This is a genomic window from Planktothrix pseudagardhii (genome assembly GCF_904830925.1).
Taxonomy (GTDB): domain Bacteria; phylum Cyanobacteriota; class Cyanobacteriia; order Cyanobacteriales; family Microcoleaceae; genus Planktothrix; species Planktothrix tepida.
Window position 1 is genome coordinate 1,665,412 of record NZ_LR882967.1, and the last position, 16,552, is coordinate 1,681,963.

A 16,552-nucleotide genomic window follows, 5' to 3' on the forward strand; every position below is an offset into this window, starting at 1 on the left:
GGTAACTATAAATCTAATAATCCATATCGCTTTTGTAACTGAAGTAATTTTAATCTCGCCTCTCCTGCATTATCGGCTAAATTGGCAAATTCTAAAAACCGTTTTAACTCTTTTCTTAATAAATTGCGTTCAACTTCTAAGGTATTTCGATCTAAATCTGGGGGTAAAACAATCATATCAAATAACGTTGCTCGTTCTTTCCCTGGATGGGGTCTTAAAATTCTTCCCCGTCGTTGAATAAATTGTCGAGGATTACAACTACTCGCTAAAATCACGGCATTTTGAATCGCGGGAATATCAACCCCTTCATCTAAACATCGAATTGCTACTAATCCTTGTAATTCCCCTCGTTCAAATTGTTGACGTAATTTTTCCCGTTCAATTAAAGGGGTTTCTGCGGTATAAGTATTCACCCGATAACCCAATTCTGACCCCAATAATTCCACCGTTGCTTCTAATTGTCGTGGGGAATAATCCTCTAAGGTTTCTATGCTTCCATCTCCACAATAAAATAAAGTATGAGTTGTATTTAATCGTGTTTTCATTAACTGACGTAACGCATCTAATTTATTGCTTGCTGATGCAATTAATCGAGATCTTTGAATTAATAAAGCTGTAACGGTTTCATTATTTTCCCAGTTTTTCTCATCCTCCATTAACGCCCAACCGATGCGCGTCGTTAATCGATGATAGGCTCGACTTTCTGCTTCTGTTAATTCGACTAAAATCGGATAATATAAATAGCGAACTAATGCGCCTTGACGAATGGCTTCTGCTAAGGTTAATTCCGGTTGTAAAACAGGCCCAAAATAGTTTAAAATTGCATCGGTTCCACTTTCATCAAAATGCCGTTCAGGAGTAGCTGAAAGGGCTAATCTTAAGCCAATATTTCGCGGTAAACTTTCCCCTAAGCGAGGACTTCCTAAATTATGGGCTTCATCTCCTACCATTAACGTTTTTTCGGGAAAGTAACGTAGTTGAGATTGAAATCCTTCGGAAATTAAGGTAGAATTAGTTGTAATAACCGTTAAAAATGCTTGATATCCGGCTCTTAATTGATATAATTCAGTCGATAATTGTTTTTGCCAATACCTGACACTTTCAAAGGCTAAAATCGGGTTTAAATTAAATTTTTCTGCCTCTTTTGCCCATTGAGTTACTAAATGGCGATAGGGACAAATAATAATTAATGCTTGTAAACCAATTTTCTGATATAATTCTGTGGCGATCGCTAACGCTGTAATGGTTTTACCGCTTCCCGTTGCCATTTTTAACGTTCCCCGTCCCCGATTAGCAAACCAGTTATTGACCGCTTGCTTTTGATAGGCTCGTAGATGCAATGAAGGTGGAATTTGAGGAATACAGTTATCAGTCATCAGTTATCAGTCATCAGTTATCAGTCATCAGTCATCAGTCATCAGTTATCAGTCATCAGTTATCAGTTATCAGTTATCAGTTATCAGTTATCAGTTAACAGTGTAAGAGTTAATAATTAACGGTTAATTTATTAACTAAATTCCCTATTCGCCTTCCCAATCAGAACAAGTTTCTCCTTCGGCTCCCGTTGGGTGCATTCCACAAACTAATAAATTTCCCCCATAAACTTGTCCGTGATAATGTTTGCATCCTCGACAGGCGGGTTGTTCTGTTTCTGTGGGTTGAACATAAGTGACAAAGGGATCAAAATGTTCTCCCTCATGATCTAAACCTAAATCCAGACCTGAATCGAGATCAAAATAAATATCGAGAATGGGTTCAAAGATATCATTCATACATTCATCAAGTTCAGGAAGAATTTTATTTTGTACCTCATCGGTAATTTCTTCCGAGATCTTGGTGAGTTCGTTAAACATTTCGTTAACTTCTTCAGTCACGTCTGCAAAAAATTTCTCCATGTCTGAAACGACTGCTTCTAGTGCTTCTACAATACTTTTTGACCACTCTTCCATGAGACTGATTAACCAGTTGTCTGAATAAATTTTATAAAATACAGCAAAAAATCGCTATACTATCTTTCTAGTATAGCGCGAATGAATTAACCATTTAGTATAATTTTTTGTATCGGGGTGAGCTTGATTATCCCTTGACTATTGCTGTAAGCGTCGCAATTCGTCTTGTAAATCTTGCACCTGTTTTCTTAACTTTTCCACCCCTTCATCGACGGGAGTGGGTTCCTCATCATCTACAATTTCAATGCGACGGGGTTCAGACTTAGGAGATGAAAGCGGAGGTTCAGTCGGCGGTTGTTGAACTTGCTGAATGGTATCTTCCACAAAACGACGGGCTTCTTCTGTCGTCATTTCGCCCCGTTTCACGAGTTCATCGGCTAATTTCTGGGCATCCGTGCGTAATTCTGCTAGGGTTTTACTGGCTTTTTCGCCAGCATAGGAGGCTAAACCCACCCCCAAGTAAACGGCTTTTTGGAAAAGATCTCCGAAACCCGGCATAACCACTCCAACTTCCTAAAACAAGTATCACCGATTACAGATTTTTCGGTGTAAAAAAAGTGACCCGGAGTTTACGCCTATCAGAAGCATCCCGTATTGCTGCCACCTTCCGGTTCTGACAAGGTTTGGGCGTTCTAATCGCATAAGTCCAGGTCATTGACTATTATAACACAATTTTTCATTCTGCAACCCAATACCCTGAATAAAGTTTGTCGGTAACACAGCGATTGTTAATCCCTTAAAATAGGTTTCGACATACCCAACATCCTAAACCCTACAACATCTGATCATGCCTCGTCCTTATACCGTTATTTTAATCATCCCAACAGGCATCGGTGCGGCCATTGGAGGGTATGCAGGGGATGGTTTACCCGTTGCGAGGGCGATCGCTCAAGTTGCAGATACTTTAATTACCCATCCCAACGTTCTCAATGGTGCTCAACTGTATTGGCCTATGTCCAATACTTTGTATGTAGAAGGGTATGCTTTAGATCAATTTGCGGCGGGAACGTGGGGACTCCAAACGGTTCATCAAAACCGAGTTGGGTTACTTTTAGATCAAGCCATTGAACCGGAATTACGGCTCAGACATTTACAAGTGGCTGACGCAGCTAGAGCAACGTTAGGCTTAAGCTTAACAGACTATGTAATTACCGATGCGCCCCTAAACGTGGAACTGAGAACCTCTGAGTCCGGGGCTTCCTGGGGAACTATTGGCAACCCGGACAGTTTATTACGAGCCGCAGAACGGTTAATTACAGAAGCCAAAGCCGAGGCCATTGCTGTTGTCGCCCGTTTTCCTGAAGCTGAAAATAGTAGTGTTTTAGAAGCTTATCGTCATGGACAGGGCGTTGATCCCTTGGCGGGAGCAGAAGCGGTGATCAGCCATTTAATTGTCCGCACCTTTCAAATTCCCTGTGCCCATGCTCCAGCCCTTTCTCCCCTTCCCCTTGATCCTGAGTTATCTCCTCGTTCGGCGGCGGAGGAACTGGGATATACCTTTCTCCCCTGTGTATTAGTGGGGTTGAGTCGGGCACCCCAGTTCGTAACTTCTGCTACTTCTGGGACAATTTGGGCGGATCAAGTGGATGCGGTGGTGGTTCCTGCAACGGCCTGTGGAGGGTCTGCTATCCTGAGTTTGAGCCGTAGAGATGTGCCAAGAAACGCACCAAGAAACGCACCAAGAAACGCACCAAGAGACGCGCCAAGAAACGCACCAAGAGACGCGCCAAGAAACGCACCAAGAGACGCGCCATGGCGCGTCTCTACTCAAATTATTACCGTTGGGGAAAATAAAACCCGAATGCAAGTCACCCCAGAACGGTTAGGAATTCAAGCCGTGCAGGTAAACTCTTATTTAGAGGCTTTAGGAATTTTAGTGGCGCATAAAGCGGGAGTTGATCCGAATGCCTTGCGTCCCCATTTATTATCCCTAAACGAACTGAAATACTCTTAATTTTTATAGCTTGTGGTAGAACAACAAACACCGAACAATTTTGAACTCGAACCCTTAACCCGAACTCAAGTTTTAGTGGCGATGGGGGGAACGGCTATTGTCTTATTAGCGATCGCTAAAGCTTGGTTACATTTGAGTCATGTGACCCTTTTACCTGTGACTTTTTCTGGACTTAGTTTAGGGTGGGGTTTAGGTGTCGGGTTAATCATTACAATTGCCAGTTTTGTCATGTATCGCATCTGGCCGGCTTATAGTCGCAGTGCGAATACTTATTTAAAATTAGTCCTCAGTCCTTTATTATGGCCGGATTTAATTTGGTTAGGTTTATTACCCGGACTCAGTGAGGAATTATTATTCCGAGGGGTAATGTTATCGGATTTAGGATTAACGCCCCTGGCTTTAGTGGTTTCAAGTATTGCTTTTGGGGTTCTCCATTTTAGCGGTTCTCAACAATGGCCCTATGTCATTTGGGCAATCATTGTCGGGTTTTTGTTAGGGTATAGTGCGATCGCAACTGGTAATTTATTGGTTCCGATTATTGCCCATATTTTCACTAATTTTATGTCGGGTTGTTTATGGAAATTAAAATATATTGGGGAGAAATCTTGAAAATCAGTTATCAGTTATCAGTTATCAGTTTGGGGTTTAAGTATTTGGTTGAAATTGTGACAGATAAAACTTTAACCTCATATCCCCTGCTTATTTCCCCACAAAAACAAACTTTAACATAAAAATAACCGCTAAAACCCACATGGCAATATTAGTTTCATGGAACTTCCCTTGAAAGGCTTTCATTATGGGATAAGTAATTAAACCAACTCCTAAACCGTCTGCAATTGAATAACTTAAGGGCATTATAAAAATTGTTAAAAATGCCGGAATTGATTCTGCGGGATCATCCCAATGAATATATCGCACACTTCCCATCATTAACACCCCCACAATAATTAAAGTCGGTGCTGTTGCAAAACTGGGAATTGCGGATAATAGGGGAATAAAAAATATTGAAATTGTGAATAATATAGCTACAACCACAGCCGTTAATCCACTTCTTCCGCCTTCAGAAATTCCCGATGCAGATTCAATATAAGTTGTTACCGTAGAAGTGCCAAAAATTGCCCCCGTTGTTGTTCCCACCGCATCCGCCATAAAGGCTTCTGTAACACGCGGAAATTCTCCCTGTTCGTTAATATAACCTGCTTTCATTCCTAATCCCGTTAGGGTTCCCACCGTATCAAATAAATCCACAAAGAAAAAGACAAAAGTAACTGTAAAAATCTGTAAAAAATTCACTTGTAAGACTTCTTTTAACCCCATAATTCCTTGACCGAATAAATCAACGGGTAATTGAGGTAAACCGATAATTCCTTTAGGCCAGGGGGCGATTCCTAAAATCCATCCTAACCCGGCTGTGGCTAAAATTCCTAATAATAAAGCTCCCGTAACTCGACGAGCCATTAAAGCCGCTGTTATCAAAATTCCAGCAATTGTAATTAATACAGTCGGGTCGTTTAAGTTTCCTAATGTTGTAGTTGTGGCTGCATCCGTGACAATAATTTTTGCACCTGTTAAAGCAATATAGGCAATAAATAAACCAATTCCGGCGGCGACGGCGTGTTTAATGCCTTCAGGAATAGCAGTGATCATTTGAGTTCTAAATCGACTCAGAGTTAAGGCAATAAAAATTAAGCCTTCAATTAAAATAGCAGCTAAGGCAACTCGCCAAGGAATACTTAATCCTAACACCACCGAAAAGGCAAAATAGGCGTTTAATCCCATTCCGGGTGCTAATGCAAAGGGATATTTAGCATATAACCCCATAACTAACGTTGCTAAAGCAGAAGCCAAAGCCGTTGCGATGACTAACTCTCCGAATAAATCCCCGGAGGTTTGGAGAAAAATAGCATTAGATAAAATAGCAGGATTAACGACTAAAATATAAGCCATGGTCACAAAAGTTGTGACTCCGGCTAAAATTTCAATCCTAAAATTAGTCTGGAGTTCTTGAAAGTTAAAAAAACGAGCAATTGCATCTAAACTAGAATTAGAATTCATAATATCTCCGAGCTATCAATAAAATTTCTATAAAATCTATAACAATTTTAAATAGAGGGTCATAATTTAAACCGGACATAAAACAGCCAGAAGTATTTTCCCTGTTCCCTGTTCCCTGTTCCCTTAATCATAAAAAAAGAGGGGGTAAATTCCGCCCTCTGTGAAGATTGAACTCCTTGTAATCTTCCCAGTGGAAGTCAGGAGTTGGAATTGATAAAAACACCCGGTTTTGGGCAGAGTTTAGTAAGCTAGACCCATGCTACGAGTTGTTTCAGCACCGAGATAAACCCGAATACTTAAAAAGTCTGTCGGACAAGCTGTTTCACACCGTTTGCAACCTACACAGTCTTCGGTGCGGGGAGAAGAAGCAACCTGACCCGCTTTGCAGCCATCCCAAGGAACCATCTCAAGGACGTCAGTGGGACAAGCGCGAACGCATTGGGTACAGCCGATACAGGTATCGTAAATTTTGACTGAATGAGACATTGAATGATTTCTCCAGTAGATATCAAAATGTTACAAGTTCTGCCCTGAATACAGGTTAGAAGTCCAGCTTAACTTGACACTCCTGCGAATTAAATTCGAGGGATTCTTAAAAGAGTTTTACTCCTAAAGACGATGCCAACCAGCTAGTACCCACTTTGGTAAAACCATCGTGGCTATTTTTCTATGAGCGGAATCATCCCATATATTCCATCACAATACCCCAGTGTTTCACGTCCAATACACATAAGGCGATAAAACTTTAAACAATGTAATACTTTGGTTGACTATTGGCCCTTGACCCTTGACCCTCAACGGGAAATAGCCCTCACCGAATTTTCTCTAAAACCGACTGGGTAGAGACAACATGGCGGTCTAAACCCAGTTGTTTAGGGTCGATACCCAGGGCCAGGGCCACTAATTGGGGAAGATGGAGAACGGGTAAACCCAAGGGACGACCGATGACTTTTTCCACTTCCGGTTGGCGGGAATCTAAATTAAGATGACAGAGGGGACAAGGTGTGACCAAACAATCTGCACCGTTGTCAATGGCATCTTGAATTTGGTTTCCGGCCATTTGAAAAGCTGATTCTGTGGCGTAACTCGACAAAGGCCAACCGCAACATTGGGTTCTACCCCGATAATAAACGGGAGTCGCCCCGACCGCCCGAAACAGATTTTCCATCGATTCTGGTTGATGGGGGTCATCATAGGGGAGATGGGTTTGAGCGCGTAAGAGGTAACAGCCATAAAAGGCAGCACACTTCAAACCGGACAGTCTGCGTTTGACTTTTTGTTGAATTTCGGCTAAACCATAATCGGCGACTAAGGCCCAAAGCAGGTGTTTAACTTCCGTTGTCCCCTGATAGGGGGAGCATCCCTCTTTGCTGAGTAATCCATTCACCTTTTCAATATAAGCCGGATCTGTAGTTTGAAATTCCTTTAACCGTTCATCAACGTGACCAATCACCCCTTGACAGGTACTGCAATGGGTCAGTAAAGGTAAATTTAATTCTTCTGCTAAAGCAATATTACGGGCATTGACGGTATCCTCTAAGAGCCGAGAATCTTCTTTGAATGTTCCCGAACCACAGCAGGATGCCTTTTTCAGTTCAATGAGTTCAATGCCTAAAGTTTGGGCGAGGACTTGCGTAGACTGATACAACTCCCGACAAGCTCCTTGGGCAACACAGCCGGGAAAATAGGCATATCTCAAGGATGGCATAGAAACAACCTTCTCTACTAACGACAGGGGCATTTGGAATCGCCCTTGATCTTCCATCATCTCTTGTACTGACGAGGATAGGGGGAATTAAGAATTAAGAATTAAGAATTGAGGTTTTGGGTTTGGGGTGTTTGTTGATTCAGGTTTCACCTGCTTACAAGGGATGGGTGCTGAATTGGAGGATTTTATATTGATGAGTAACAAAATAGTAATAAAACGAGAAGACCGAAAGGAAACGTTTAAAATAGAGAGTATAACCCAATTTTCAAGCTTTTATTAAACCTAGATACCGTATGAAAATTTCAGGTAAAGCGACTTTGGCAGGAACCCAAAGATATCGAGAACGACATCAGCAAGACTGTGTAGCAACTCATTTTCGACAAGCTAATGATTGGGTTGTTAGTTCGATTGGGATTGGCACTTATTTAGGTGCGCCGGACTCTCATACAGATGATCTCGTCACGGATGCCATTATCGAGTCGGTTGAAAATGGAATTAACTTGATTGATACGGCAATTAATTATCGCTATATGCACGCTGAATGGAGTGTTAGTGATGCGTTATTGGCTTTAATCCGGGATGAAACCATATCCAGGGATGAATTAGTAATTTGTACAAAAGGAGGGTTTATTCCTGATGATGAGCGCATTAGTTGGTTTTATTCTCGATATATTGAAAGTAGTAAATTTTCCATTGAACCCCAGGATTTAGTTGCCGAATGCCACTGTTTACACCCCGAATATATTTGGGATCAACTCGAACAAAGTTTAGATAATTTAGGGTTAGAAACCATTGATATTTATTATCTCCATAACCCAGAAATGCAACTTTTGGAAGTTTCCCCAGAAATTTTTTATCACCGTCTCCAACTTGCCTTTGAAGTATTAGAAAAAGCCGTCAGCCAAGGAAAAATTAGTGCCTATGGGTTAGCCACTTGGGACGGTCTGCGAGTGCCACCCACCGCATTCAACTATTTAGATTTAGCCAAGGCTAAAGCATTAGCGAGTCAAGTCACCTCCGAAGGCCAGGATCATTTCAAGTTTATTCAGTTACCGATTAATGCAACAATGCTAGAGGCTTTGGTTCAACCCACTCAGCACGTTAAGCGGACATGGCTTCCGACTTTAGAGGCTGCCCATCGTTTAGGATTATCGGTGATTTCTAGTGCCTCCCTTGGCCAAACAAAAGCCATTGGTCACATTCCAGATGCCCTGCAAGAGGGACTCCATCAGACTTCCTTAACCCCGACCCTAAAGGCCCTTCAGTTCACTCGTTCCTGTCCCCGATTATTGACGGCTTTAGTGGGAATGAAAACTGTTGCTCATGTTACAGAAAATTTAGCTTTAACTCGGATTAAACCCCTCGCGGCTAAATTTTATCAACCTTTGACTCACGGGGAGGTTAAAACCGTTTCTTGATCTTAGAAGTAGGATTTTTCTAGGGAATCGTTAAAAAATAGTTACAATTCGTGATTAAATACTATTATATAGGATTAAACAATCTTAGTAATGGAGCAATTGGCTCTGACTGATTTGTTCGGTGAAAACTTAGTCCCAACCTCCCCAACTGTGTGGCGTCCACAGCTATCCATCGGTGTTTTTGTGCCGACTGTGAGACTGGCTAATATTGTCATGTCCCATTTACAGAATGATAGTTATACGGCAGTGCAGATTCAGTCTGTTGAAGCCTTTCTCCAATTCATGGCTCAAGAAAGACAGCAACTCGATTGTATCGTTCTTGAGGATAATTCCGATTTGCTGGCTCTGAGCCAATATCTCCACAATCAGTCTATTTCTGTACCTGCGGTGATTATCACAGCACAACCCCAACTGATAGAGCGTTTAACGACCCTATCAGATTCTTCAGATGAAACTTCATTACCGGGAGAATCCTCACCCTATTTCTACCACTGTACCGAGGTACGAATCGGGGACAATCAACTCAATCAGATTCCCGCTTATATTGATAAAGCGATTAGTCAATTTATTACCAATGCGATTACAACTCGCCTCACCGAACAATCTGCCAGTGGTGACGCACCGACAGAGCTAACGAATTTTATCATTCGTCAACAACGTCGCCTGGTCAGTAAACTCCATGAGCGTTTAGGATACCTGGGTGTGTACTATAAAAGAAGCCCCCAAAATTTTATTCGTAATATGGCCCCGGCCGAACGGCAGGAATTTATCGATCAACTTAAAACCAAATATCGCCAAATCGTTCTCAGTTATTTTTCAGCCGATCAAAGTTTGAATAATAAAATTGATGAATATGTAAATTTGGCTTTTTTTGCTGATGTTCCTGTCACCCGAATTGTGGAAATTCACATGGAGTTGATGGATAATTTTTCTAAACAGCTTAAATTAGAAGGAAGAAGCGAAGATGTTTTATTAGATTACCGATTAACTTTAATTGACACCATTGCCCATTTATGTGAAATGTATCGCCGATCAATTCCTAGAGATTCCTAGAAATAGTAATTGAACCTTCATCTTTAACGATAAAATAAGTTTTTCCTACCCCATCTAACACCGGCCAATCAACATTTATGAGTCCTCTTAAAAAAACCTATGTCCTCAAACTCTATGTGGCGGGGAATACTCCCAACTCAGTCCGAGCATTGAAAACCATTAAAGACATCTTAGAACAGGAATTTCAAGGGGTTTATGCCTTAAAAGTCATTGACGTTCTCAAAAATCCACAACTGGCAGAGGAAGATAAAATTTTAGCGACTCCTACCCTGTCTAAAATCTTGCCTCCTCCGGTGCGGAAAATAATTGGTGATCTCTCGGATCGAGAAAAAGTTTTAATTGGACTCGATCTTCTCTATGAAGAACTGATGGATGAGTAAATCTGGACTTGAAATCGATTTTGGAGGGTAAGGACAAGGTAAAATAGATTACTGATGTCCGTCAATTCTGATCCACCCTTACCAACTGCTGGGAACTCTTGGTTGAGAATGATGACTTGATCCCCTACTGTTCCAGATTTTGTGGTAAATGTAGCAAAAGTCTCACAGGTTCATCGATCAGAGCCATATTCTTTAAGATAAAAATTATGAGTGAAAGTTCTCAGGAAACCAAAAGCAATGGACGTAAACTGATAGGGGTGCAGAAAATCCGCACCATGATTGAAGGTTTTGATGATATTAGTCATGGCGGAATGCCTATTGCTAGAACGACGTTAGTGAGCGGGACATCAGGAACCGGAAAAACCTTGTTTGCGGTTCAGTTTCTCTACAATGGAATTACCTATTTTGATGAACCTGGGATCTTCGTCACGTTTGAAGAATCACCTACAGATATTATTAAAAATGCTTCTAGTTTTGGATGGGATCTCCAACAATTTATTGATGAAGGAAAGTTATTTATTTTAGATGCTTCTCCTGACCCAGAGGGGCAAGATATTGTAGGAAATTTTGACCTATCAGCTTTAATTGAGCGGATTCAATATGCTATTCGTAAATATAAAGCTCGACGGGTTTCGATTGACTCGGTAACGGCCGTTTTCCAACAATATGAAGCCGCAGGAGTGGTCAGACGAGAGATTTTCCGCCTGGTAGCGCGATTGAAACAGGTGGGAGCTAAGCTGTTGTGTATTTAAACTGTGATTATAGCATTACCTTTGTTTTTAAGTTTACGTCCCCATTTAATAGATAACTGTCCTTCATTTAAAAGCTGATGTAATAAACACTCTAGCTCATCAACTGATTTAAAGAGTCGATGAGCTATATATTCTTTAGCTGAATGCCAGACTAATTCAATTAAATTATAATCTGGACTATATGCTGGAAGAAATTCTAAATAGACATTCGGCATTTCTGCTTTAATTTTTTCTAGGTACTCTTCTTTTTTGTGAAAACTTGCATTGTCAAGAATAATCAGGATCTTAGCTCCTTTTTCTACAAATTCTTCTGCTTGATTTCCCGCTAATACCCATTCATAAATTAGCTCTTGATAAAAACTTTTTAACACTTGATAAAAATTATCTGCATTTCCTTTATCCAGAAATTCTACAAATCTTTTTTTATCCGAGTACCTCAATCCTCCCATCACATTAACTCTTCCTTTCCTCCTGTCTCCTCTAATCTGTTTCCTCTTCCCTTTTTTACACCAATTCTTTCTTTTTATCACTCTTAAATTAAATCCACTTTCATCCCAAAACCATACCTGTAATTGTTCTGGACTTTCTTTTGCTATTTTCAAATATTCTTCTATTTTATCTTTAAATAATTTTCTTTTTTCTGGATCTCTTTTCTCTTCTAAGCTATACTTTGCCCACAAATAAACATACTTTTTTTCCTTTAATATCTTTCTCACTTGTGAACTACTTAATTTGATTCCTGTGATTTGTTCTAAATAAGTTGCCAATCTTTCTCCTGTCCATCTCCCAAATTCATATCCTAATTCTTCCGGTTCTTTTTCTACTGTTTCTAATAATATCTCTATATATTTGTCTGTGGCTTTTCTATAATTTCCTTTCATTCTTTCATCTTTTAGGCTTTCTAATTTGTCAGGGTCTCCATGTACACACCAATAACATACTTTGTTTAATGAGCAGCCCAAAAACTTGGCAATTTCACTTTGCTTTTTACCATCATTTAGCAATAATAAAATCAAGATTCTTTCTCGGATTTGTCCATTTTCTTCCTCTTTCAATCTTTTCTGTAGTTTCTCTACTTGCTTTTCATTTAAATGATTTTTAGCAGGCATCTTTTGATTGATTTTTCTAAACTTGGTTTTTCATTATACCCTATTTAGATGCTTAACAGCTTACCACGATTATGACAACGGAACGAGAGGCAGAATATGGCCCGGTGGCGCGATTTGGGGTGGAAGAATTTGTTTCCGATAATGTCGTCATCTTTCGGAACGTTTTAGAGGGAGAACGACGGCGACGCACGGCGGAAATTCTCAAATTGCGGGGTACAACCCACATGAAGGGGGAATATCCCTTTACGATTACCAATAATGGGATTGGGATCTTTCCTCTGGGGGCGATGCGCCTCACTCAACGTTCGTCCAATGCCCGGGTTTCTTCTGGAAATCCTACCCTCGATCTCATGTGTGGCGGTGGGTTCTTCAAAGATTCGATTATTTTGGCAACGGGAGCAACGGGAACGGGTAAAACGTTATTAGTCAGTATTTTCCTACAGGATGCCTGTAAAAATGGTCAACGAGCCATGTTATTTGCCTATGAAGAATCTCGTGCTCAGTTATTTAGAAATGCGAGTTCTTGGGGGATTGATTTTGAAGAAATGGAACGAAAAGGATTACTGAAAATTTTATGTAGTTATCCTGAATCTGCGGGATTAGAAGATCATTTACAAATTATTAAATCGGAAATTTCTGAGTTTAAACCCGCTCGAATTGCGATTGATTCGTTATCAGCTTTAGCACGAGGGGTGAGTAATAACGCTTTTCGTCAATTTGTGATTGGGGTAACGGGTTATGCTAAACAGGAGGAAATTACAGGATTTTTCACGAATACAACGGATCAATTTATGGGTTCCCATTCGATTACGGATTCCCATATTTCAACGATTACCGATACGATTTTGATGTTGCAATATGTGGAAATTCGAGGGGAAATGTCCCGTGCCTTAAACGTGTTTAAGATGAGGGGTTCTTGGCATGATAAAGGCATTCGAGAATATACGATTAGTGATCACGGCCCTCTGATTACTGATTCTTTCCGAGATTATGAACGGATTATTAGTGGTTCTCCGACTCGAATTGCGGTGAATGAAAAGAGTGAGTTAGGTCGTATTCTTGGAAAGATTGAGTCTGATGAATAATAGTTAGTTGACTCCTATTAACTGTTATCTCAAGGGCTGAAAATCAAATTCAGAGTAGGGTCAACTTCGATGATTAATGCCCTGAACTAAAGTTCGGGCTAAAAGCTGAAGTCATCTTTAGATGACTAAGATCATTCTTTATTAACCCGTTTTAACGGGTTTTAGCTTTTAGCCTGAAATTTATTTCAAGGCTTTTGGCGTTAAGTTGACACTGATGTGTGTGTCGTCCCTATTATAAGATAGGGGAAATTAAGGGGAGGTCAGTTAACAAAAATTGATTTGGGGTGTTTGACTGTTCGTTAAACAATAATTGACTAATTAATCAAGTATATACACGAACTCCCCCTTACAACATTGTCTCTTGTGCCGGGGGTTTTGTCAACCCCTCCCCCAACAAACAAAATTTTTTCACAGAAAACCGCTACAAAATTTCGGGTAAACCGACTTCTCTGGGTTTGACAAATTGACCTTCAAAACTCACGGCTTTATTCTCAAACGTCCTAGCATCTGCTAAGGCTTTGCGTAACTCAGCGCATTCCATCGGTTGCTGCATTCCCCCTAATAAATAGATGAGTAACTTCGCCGCCAACTCTTTTCCGGCTACCCTCACCCGGCGTTTATTCGGGTCATATAATACCCCATACCAGAGCGAGTCAGGATATTCCATGCCACTAAAGCCGCCAGCGTTATCAAATTCTTGTAATTTCTCAAAAATTTCTGTTACCGACCGTTGTTGATAAAACACCAACACCCCCAACGCCGCAGCTACCGCCACTTGACCCACAGGACGAAACAGTAAATTTCCCTCTCCTCCGGGTTTCTCAAAACTAAACCGACGCAAAGCTGGAGTTTCCCAACCTTGTTCTAACTTTTGATAACTGGGTAAACTCGCCATGCCATCAAAAAATTGTTTTAACTCCTCAATACCTGCTTCTAATTCTGCTTCGGTGGGTCGCCGGGGAATTAACCCAGATTTTGCAGCTTTCCAGTGGGGAAATTTGGGGGTTAAATACCGTTGACCCATATCGGTTAAGGCTTGCAGGGTGGTTAAGACCGTTGACTTAGAGGCGACTGTGGCACTATCCCAATTAATTCTAGGGTTGCGTCCGGGTTTATCGCAAAATAAAGCATGGGAAACGGCCACCTGACGAGTAACAATAGAAAACCCATCATCTTCATCTAATAGCGCCAACTGTCCTTTACTAAGTTTGACGGCCATTAAGTTAACGTGAACAAAAATAGACCTTACCCTGTGTCTGGCTTCGGCGCGAGTTTCTCCCTTCACCACTGCGGGAATAAATTCAACTCCGATGGTTTCTTGGGATAACTGTTGTAACTGTTGGGGAGTGATACCGAATTTTTGGCTAAGTTCTTTAACAGTAATAGCATCCCCGATGGGTTTTTTCTGTTTAGTGTAGGGTTGCAAGTGTCCTGTCCGTAGGAGTTGCATCAGACCTTGTATCCCCATTAAGCGGTGTTGTCCATCCAAAGCAAACACAGAGACATCACTCGACATCTGCAATAGTCCCAGTTTTCCTTGGCTGTCGAGGGGGAGAAATTCGATGGCGGACTCGGTGGCCCGTCCGTGTTTACCCCATTGAGTGGCTTTGGGGTCATCGACCCAGGCGGGACTAAGGACAACTAACACCGCAGGAAATTTATGGTCTTTATGGTTAGTAAGATATTGGGTTAAGGTTGCTTGACGTGACCAGTCGAGGGGACGTTGGAAAATCTCATCAACGGTTTCAGCGTCGCGTTTGACGTTAACTGTTGAGTCTAAATGAGGTTGAAATAAGGGGAGTTGGGAGGCAAAACCGACTTTTGCGGCTATCCATTCTAGGGTAACAGCACTGATAAAGGTTTCGGTTCCGGCCATTTGGGTTTTTTGGACAAAAAGGCGATCACTTTGGTTCAGGTAGATGTCCAAAAATTGGGAGATCTCAGTCCCAGGATTACAAATTGTTGCGATCAGATCGGAAGGAGTTGCAGGTTTCATGAGTGCAAGATAAGCTGATAAGGCAAACAGTGGGTTTTTAAAAAAAGTTTACCCAAAAGGCTATCTTACCGAAATTAAAAGAACTGGAGTATATCTAAATTTCGGTTAGGAGGAAAATATGGACAGTACACAACAACCTAACAACAGGCAAACTCTTGGAGACTATTGTAAACGCTTTTCGGAATTAAGGGTTAATAAAATTCGTCAACGAGGTGATGCTCCTTATAAACCTATCTTGTTGTTATCTGTTATTGATCTGATCACACAAGGTATTATTGAGAAAAACGAAATTACAGTATCAGATGAATTAATTAATACCTTCAAAAAGCATTGGCAATTTTTGGGAAATGAAGGATATTCAGGAGGGTTACACTATCCTTTTTTTCACTTGAAACGGGAAAATTTTTGGCACTTGAAGTTAAAGCCTGATTTTGATGGGTTTCAACCTAAGAGTATTAATAAATTGAAACAAGCGGTAGAATATGCTAAGTTAGATGAGCAATTATTTGAACTTATCAAAAATGGAGAAACCCGAAAAGAATTAGTAGATACTTTAATATCAGTTTGGTTTTCTGATACCCAAAAAGAATTAGAAGATATTTTAGGAGTAAATCAAAATTTACAAACTGAAGCCGAACAAGAGCTAACACAGTTAGATCAATTAATTGAAAAAAAAATCAGAATTTATAAATCAGTTATGAGAGATGCTTTTTTTAGGAAATCCATTATTCATATTTATGATTATAAATGCGCGTTTTGTGGGTTGAAAGTAATTCGTTCTATTAATCAAACTATTGTAGATGGAGCACATATAAAACCGATGTCTTTATTTTATGACAATAAAATTGATAATGGAATTTCATTTTGTAAAAATCATCATTGGGCATTTGATCGAGGTTGGTTTACAATAGATAATAATTATAAAATTATTGTTGCAGAAGATTTACAAGAAATATCACCTCATGCTAGACCCATGAAAGATTTTAATGGAGATTCTTTATTTTTACCCAACATGGAAAAATTTTATCCAAGGCTTGATGCTATTCAGTGGCATCGAAACAACATCTTTAAAACTGTATTAGGGTGATCGCAG

14 protein-coding genes, 1 other RNA gene and 2 pseudogenes are annotated in these 16,552 nt (G+C 40.4%); 8 read left to right on the forward strand and 9 right to left on the reverse strand.

From position 1 onward, the window contains the following. Window positions 1–5: 5 nt before the first annotated feature. From NMK36_RS07105 to ffs, 4 genes are all read right to left on the reverse strand, one after another. Complete coding sequence (locus NMK36_RS07105; protein ID WP_254173410.1) at window positions 6–1,376, reverse strand: DNA phosphorothioation system restriction enzyme; 1,371 nt, start codon at window positions 1,374–1,376, stop codon at window positions 6–8. 144 nt (window positions 1,377–1,520) lie between these two features. Then, window positions 1,521–1,949 (reverse strand): hypothetical protein, encoded by a 429-nt coding sequence (locus tag NMK36_RS07110; RefSeq protein ID WP_072717069.1) that lies wholly within the window; start codon window positions 1,947–1,949, stop codon window positions 1,521–1,523. A gap of 138 nt (window positions 1,950–2,087) precedes the next feature. Beyond that, on the reverse strand, window positions 2,088–2,447 hold the full coding sequence (locus NMK36_RS07115) for a phasin family protein (protein WP_072717068.1): 360 nt from the start codon (window positions 2,445–2,447) through the stop codon (window positions 2,088–2,090). A gap of 58 nt (window positions 2,448–2,505) precedes the next feature. Further along, window positions 2,506–2,602: signal recognition particle sRNA small type (ffs, locus tag NMK36_RS07120), an RNA gene on the reverse strand. 134 nt (window positions 2,603–2,736) lie between these two features. Between ffs and NMK36_RS07125 the strand changes: the two genes are divergently transcribed. Both NMK36_RS07125 and NMK36_RS07130 read left to right on the forward strand, forming a co-directional pair. Next, a complete protein-coding gene (locus tag NMK36_RS07125; protein ID WP_367400303.1) occupies window positions 2,737–3,903 on the forward strand; it encodes a DUF3326 domain-containing protein in 1,167 nt (388 codons plus the stop codon). 12 nt (window positions 3,904–3,915) lie between these two features. After that, on the forward strand, window positions 3,916–4,512 hold the full coding sequence (locus NMK36_RS07130; protein ID WP_072717067.1) for a CPBP family intramembrane glutamic endopeptidase: 597 nt from the start codon (window positions 3,916–3,918) through the stop codon (window positions 4,510–4,512). A 90-nt stretch (window positions 4,513–4,602) separates the two neighbouring features. Here the strand turns inward: NMK36_RS07130 and NMK36_RS07135 are convergent, their stop codons facing one another. From NMK36_RS07135 to NMK36_RS07145, 3 genes are all read right to left on the reverse strand, one after another. Further along, window positions 4,603–5,958 carry an NCS2 family permease gene (locus NMK36_RS07135; RefSeq protein WP_254173411.1) on the reverse strand — a complete coding sequence of 452 codons (1,356 nt, stop codon included), beginning with the start codon at window positions 5,956–5,958 and terminating at the stop codon, window positions 4,603–4,605. Window positions 5,959–6,198: 240 nt separating this feature from the next. After that, window positions 6,199–6,444 carry a photosystem I iron-sulfur center protein PsaC gene (gene psaC, locus NMK36_RS07140; RefSeq protein WP_072717065.1) on the reverse strand — a complete coding sequence of 82 codons (246 nt, stop codon included), beginning with the start codon at window positions 6,442–6,444 and terminating at the stop codon, window positions 6,199–6,201. Between the two features lie 325 nt (window positions 6,445–6,769). Then, window positions 6,770–7,666: a CoB--CoM heterodisulfide reductase iron-sulfur subunit B family protein gene (locus NMK36_RS07145; RefSeq protein ID WP_072717289.1), complete on the reverse strand. Its 897-nt coding sequence runs from the start codon at window positions 7,664–7,666 to the stop codon at window positions 6,770–6,772. A 293-nt stretch (window positions 7,667–7,959) separates the two neighbouring features. On the opposite strand from NMK36_RS07145, the gene NMK36_RS07150 reads away from it, so the two are divergent. The 4 genes and pseudogenes from NMK36_RS07150 to NMK36_RS07165 all read left to right on the forward strand — a co-directional run. Beyond that, window positions 7,960–9,084, forward strand: coding sequence for an aldo/keto reductase (locus NMK36_RS07150; RefSeq protein WP_254173412.1), 1,125 nt, complete (start codon window positions 7,960–7,962; stop codon window positions 9,082–9,084). Between the two features lie 150 nt (window positions 9,085–9,234). Then, on the forward strand, window positions 9,235–10,137 hold the full coding sequence (locus NMK36_RS07155; RefSeq protein WP_367400302.1) for a circadian clock protein KaiA: 903 nt from the start codon (window positions 9,235–9,237) through the stop codon (window positions 10,135–10,137). 77 nt (window positions 10,138–10,214) lie between these two features. After that, window positions 10,215–10,517 (forward strand): circadian clock protein KaiB, encoded by a 303-nt coding sequence (gene kaiB / locus NMK36_RS07160; protein WP_254173413.1) that lies wholly within the window; start codon window positions 10,215–10,217, stop codon window positions 10,515–10,517. Window positions 10,518–10,723: 206 nt separating this feature from the next. Beyond that, window positions 10,724–11,251: pseudogene (locus NMK36_RS07165) on the forward strand (ATPase domain-containing protein); the annotation flags it as partial. Between the two features lie 14 nt (window positions 11,252–11,265). Here NMK36_RS07165 and NMK36_RS07170 read toward each other — a convergent pair. Beyond that, on the reverse strand, window positions 11,266–12,378 hold the full coding sequence (locus NMK36_RS07170; protein ID WP_254172743.1) for an IS630 family transposase: 1,113 nt from the start codon (window positions 12,376–12,378) through the stop codon (window positions 11,266–11,268). Between the two features lie 62 nt (window positions 12,379–12,440). Here NMK36_RS07170 and kaiC point away from each other — a divergent pair. Further along, window positions 12,441–13,463 (forward strand): annotated as a pseudogene (kaiC, locus tag NMK36_RS07175) (circadian clock protein KaiC); the annotation flags it as partial. A 421-nt stretch (window positions 13,464–13,884) separates the two neighbouring features. Here kaiC and NMK36_RS07180 read toward each other — a convergent pair. After that, the gene (locus NMK36_RS07180; protein ID WP_254173414.1) at window positions 13,885–15,459 is read right to left on the reverse strand and encodes a DGQHR domain-containing protein; all 1,575 of its coding nucleotides are present in this window, start codon (window positions 15,457–15,459) and stop codon (window positions 13,885–13,887) included. A 118-nt stretch (window positions 15,460–15,577) separates the two neighbouring features. Here NMK36_RS07180 and NMK36_RS07185 point away from each other — a divergent pair, with 118 nt between their 5' ends. After that, window positions 15,578–16,546, forward strand: a complete 969-nt coding sequence (locus NMK36_RS07185; RefSeq protein ID WP_072717060.1) for an HNH endonuclease — start codon at window positions 15,578–15,580, stop codon at window positions 16,544–16,546. Window positions 16,547–16,552 lie beyond the last annotated feature (6 nt).

Excerpts from the sequence above, each read along its gene's own strand:
- NMK36_RS07105 (WP_254173410.1), bottom strand. The coding sequence starts at position 1,376 with ATGACTGATAACTGTATTCCTCAAATTCCACCTTCATTGCATCTACGA.
- NMK36_RS07150 (WP_254173412.1), top strand. The coding sequence starts at position 7,960 with ATGAAAATTTCAGGTAAAGCGACTTTGGCAGGAACCCAAAGATATCGA.
- psaC (WP_072717065.1), bottom strand. The coding sequence starts at position 6,444 with ATGTCTCATTCAGTCAAAATTTACGATACCTGTATCGGCTGTACCCAA.
- NMK36_RS07185 (WP_072717060.1), top strand. The coding sequence starts at position 15,578 with ATGGACAGTACACAACAACCTAACAACAGGCAAACTCTTGGAGACTAT.
- NMK36_RS07135 (WP_254173411.1), bottom strand. The coding sequence starts at position 5,958 with ATGAATTCTAATTCTAGTTTAGATGCAATTGCTCGTTTTTTTAACTTT.
- NMK36_RS07180 (WP_254173414.1), bottom strand. The coding sequence starts at position 15,459 with ATGAAACCTGCAACTCCTTCCGATCTGATCGCAACAATTTGTAATCCT.
- kaiB (WP_254173413.1), top strand. The coding sequence starts at position 10,215 with ATGAGTCCTCTTAAAAAAACCTATGTCCTCAAACTCTATGTGGCGGGG.
- NMK36_RS07145 (WP_072717289.1), bottom strand. The coding sequence starts at position 7,666 with ATGCCATCCTTGAGATATGCCTATTTTCCCGGCTGTGTTGCCCAAGGA.
- NMK36_RS07115 (WP_072717068.1), bottom strand. The coding sequence starts at position 2,447 with ATGCCGGGTTTCGGAGATCTTTTCCAAAAAGCCGTTTACTTGGGGGTG.
- NMK36_RS07170 (WP_254172743.1), bottom strand. The coding sequence starts at position 12,378 with ATGCCTGCTAAAAATCATTTAAATGAAAAGCAAGTAGAGAAACTACAG.
- NMK36_RS07125 (WP_367400303.1), top strand. The coding sequence starts at position 2,737 with ATGCCTCGTCCTTATACCGTTATTTTAATCATCCCAACAGGCATCGGT.
- NMK36_RS07110 (WP_072717069.1), bottom strand. The coding sequence starts at position 1,949 with ATGGAAGAGTGGTCAAAAAGTATTGTAGAAGCACTAGAAGCAGTCGTT.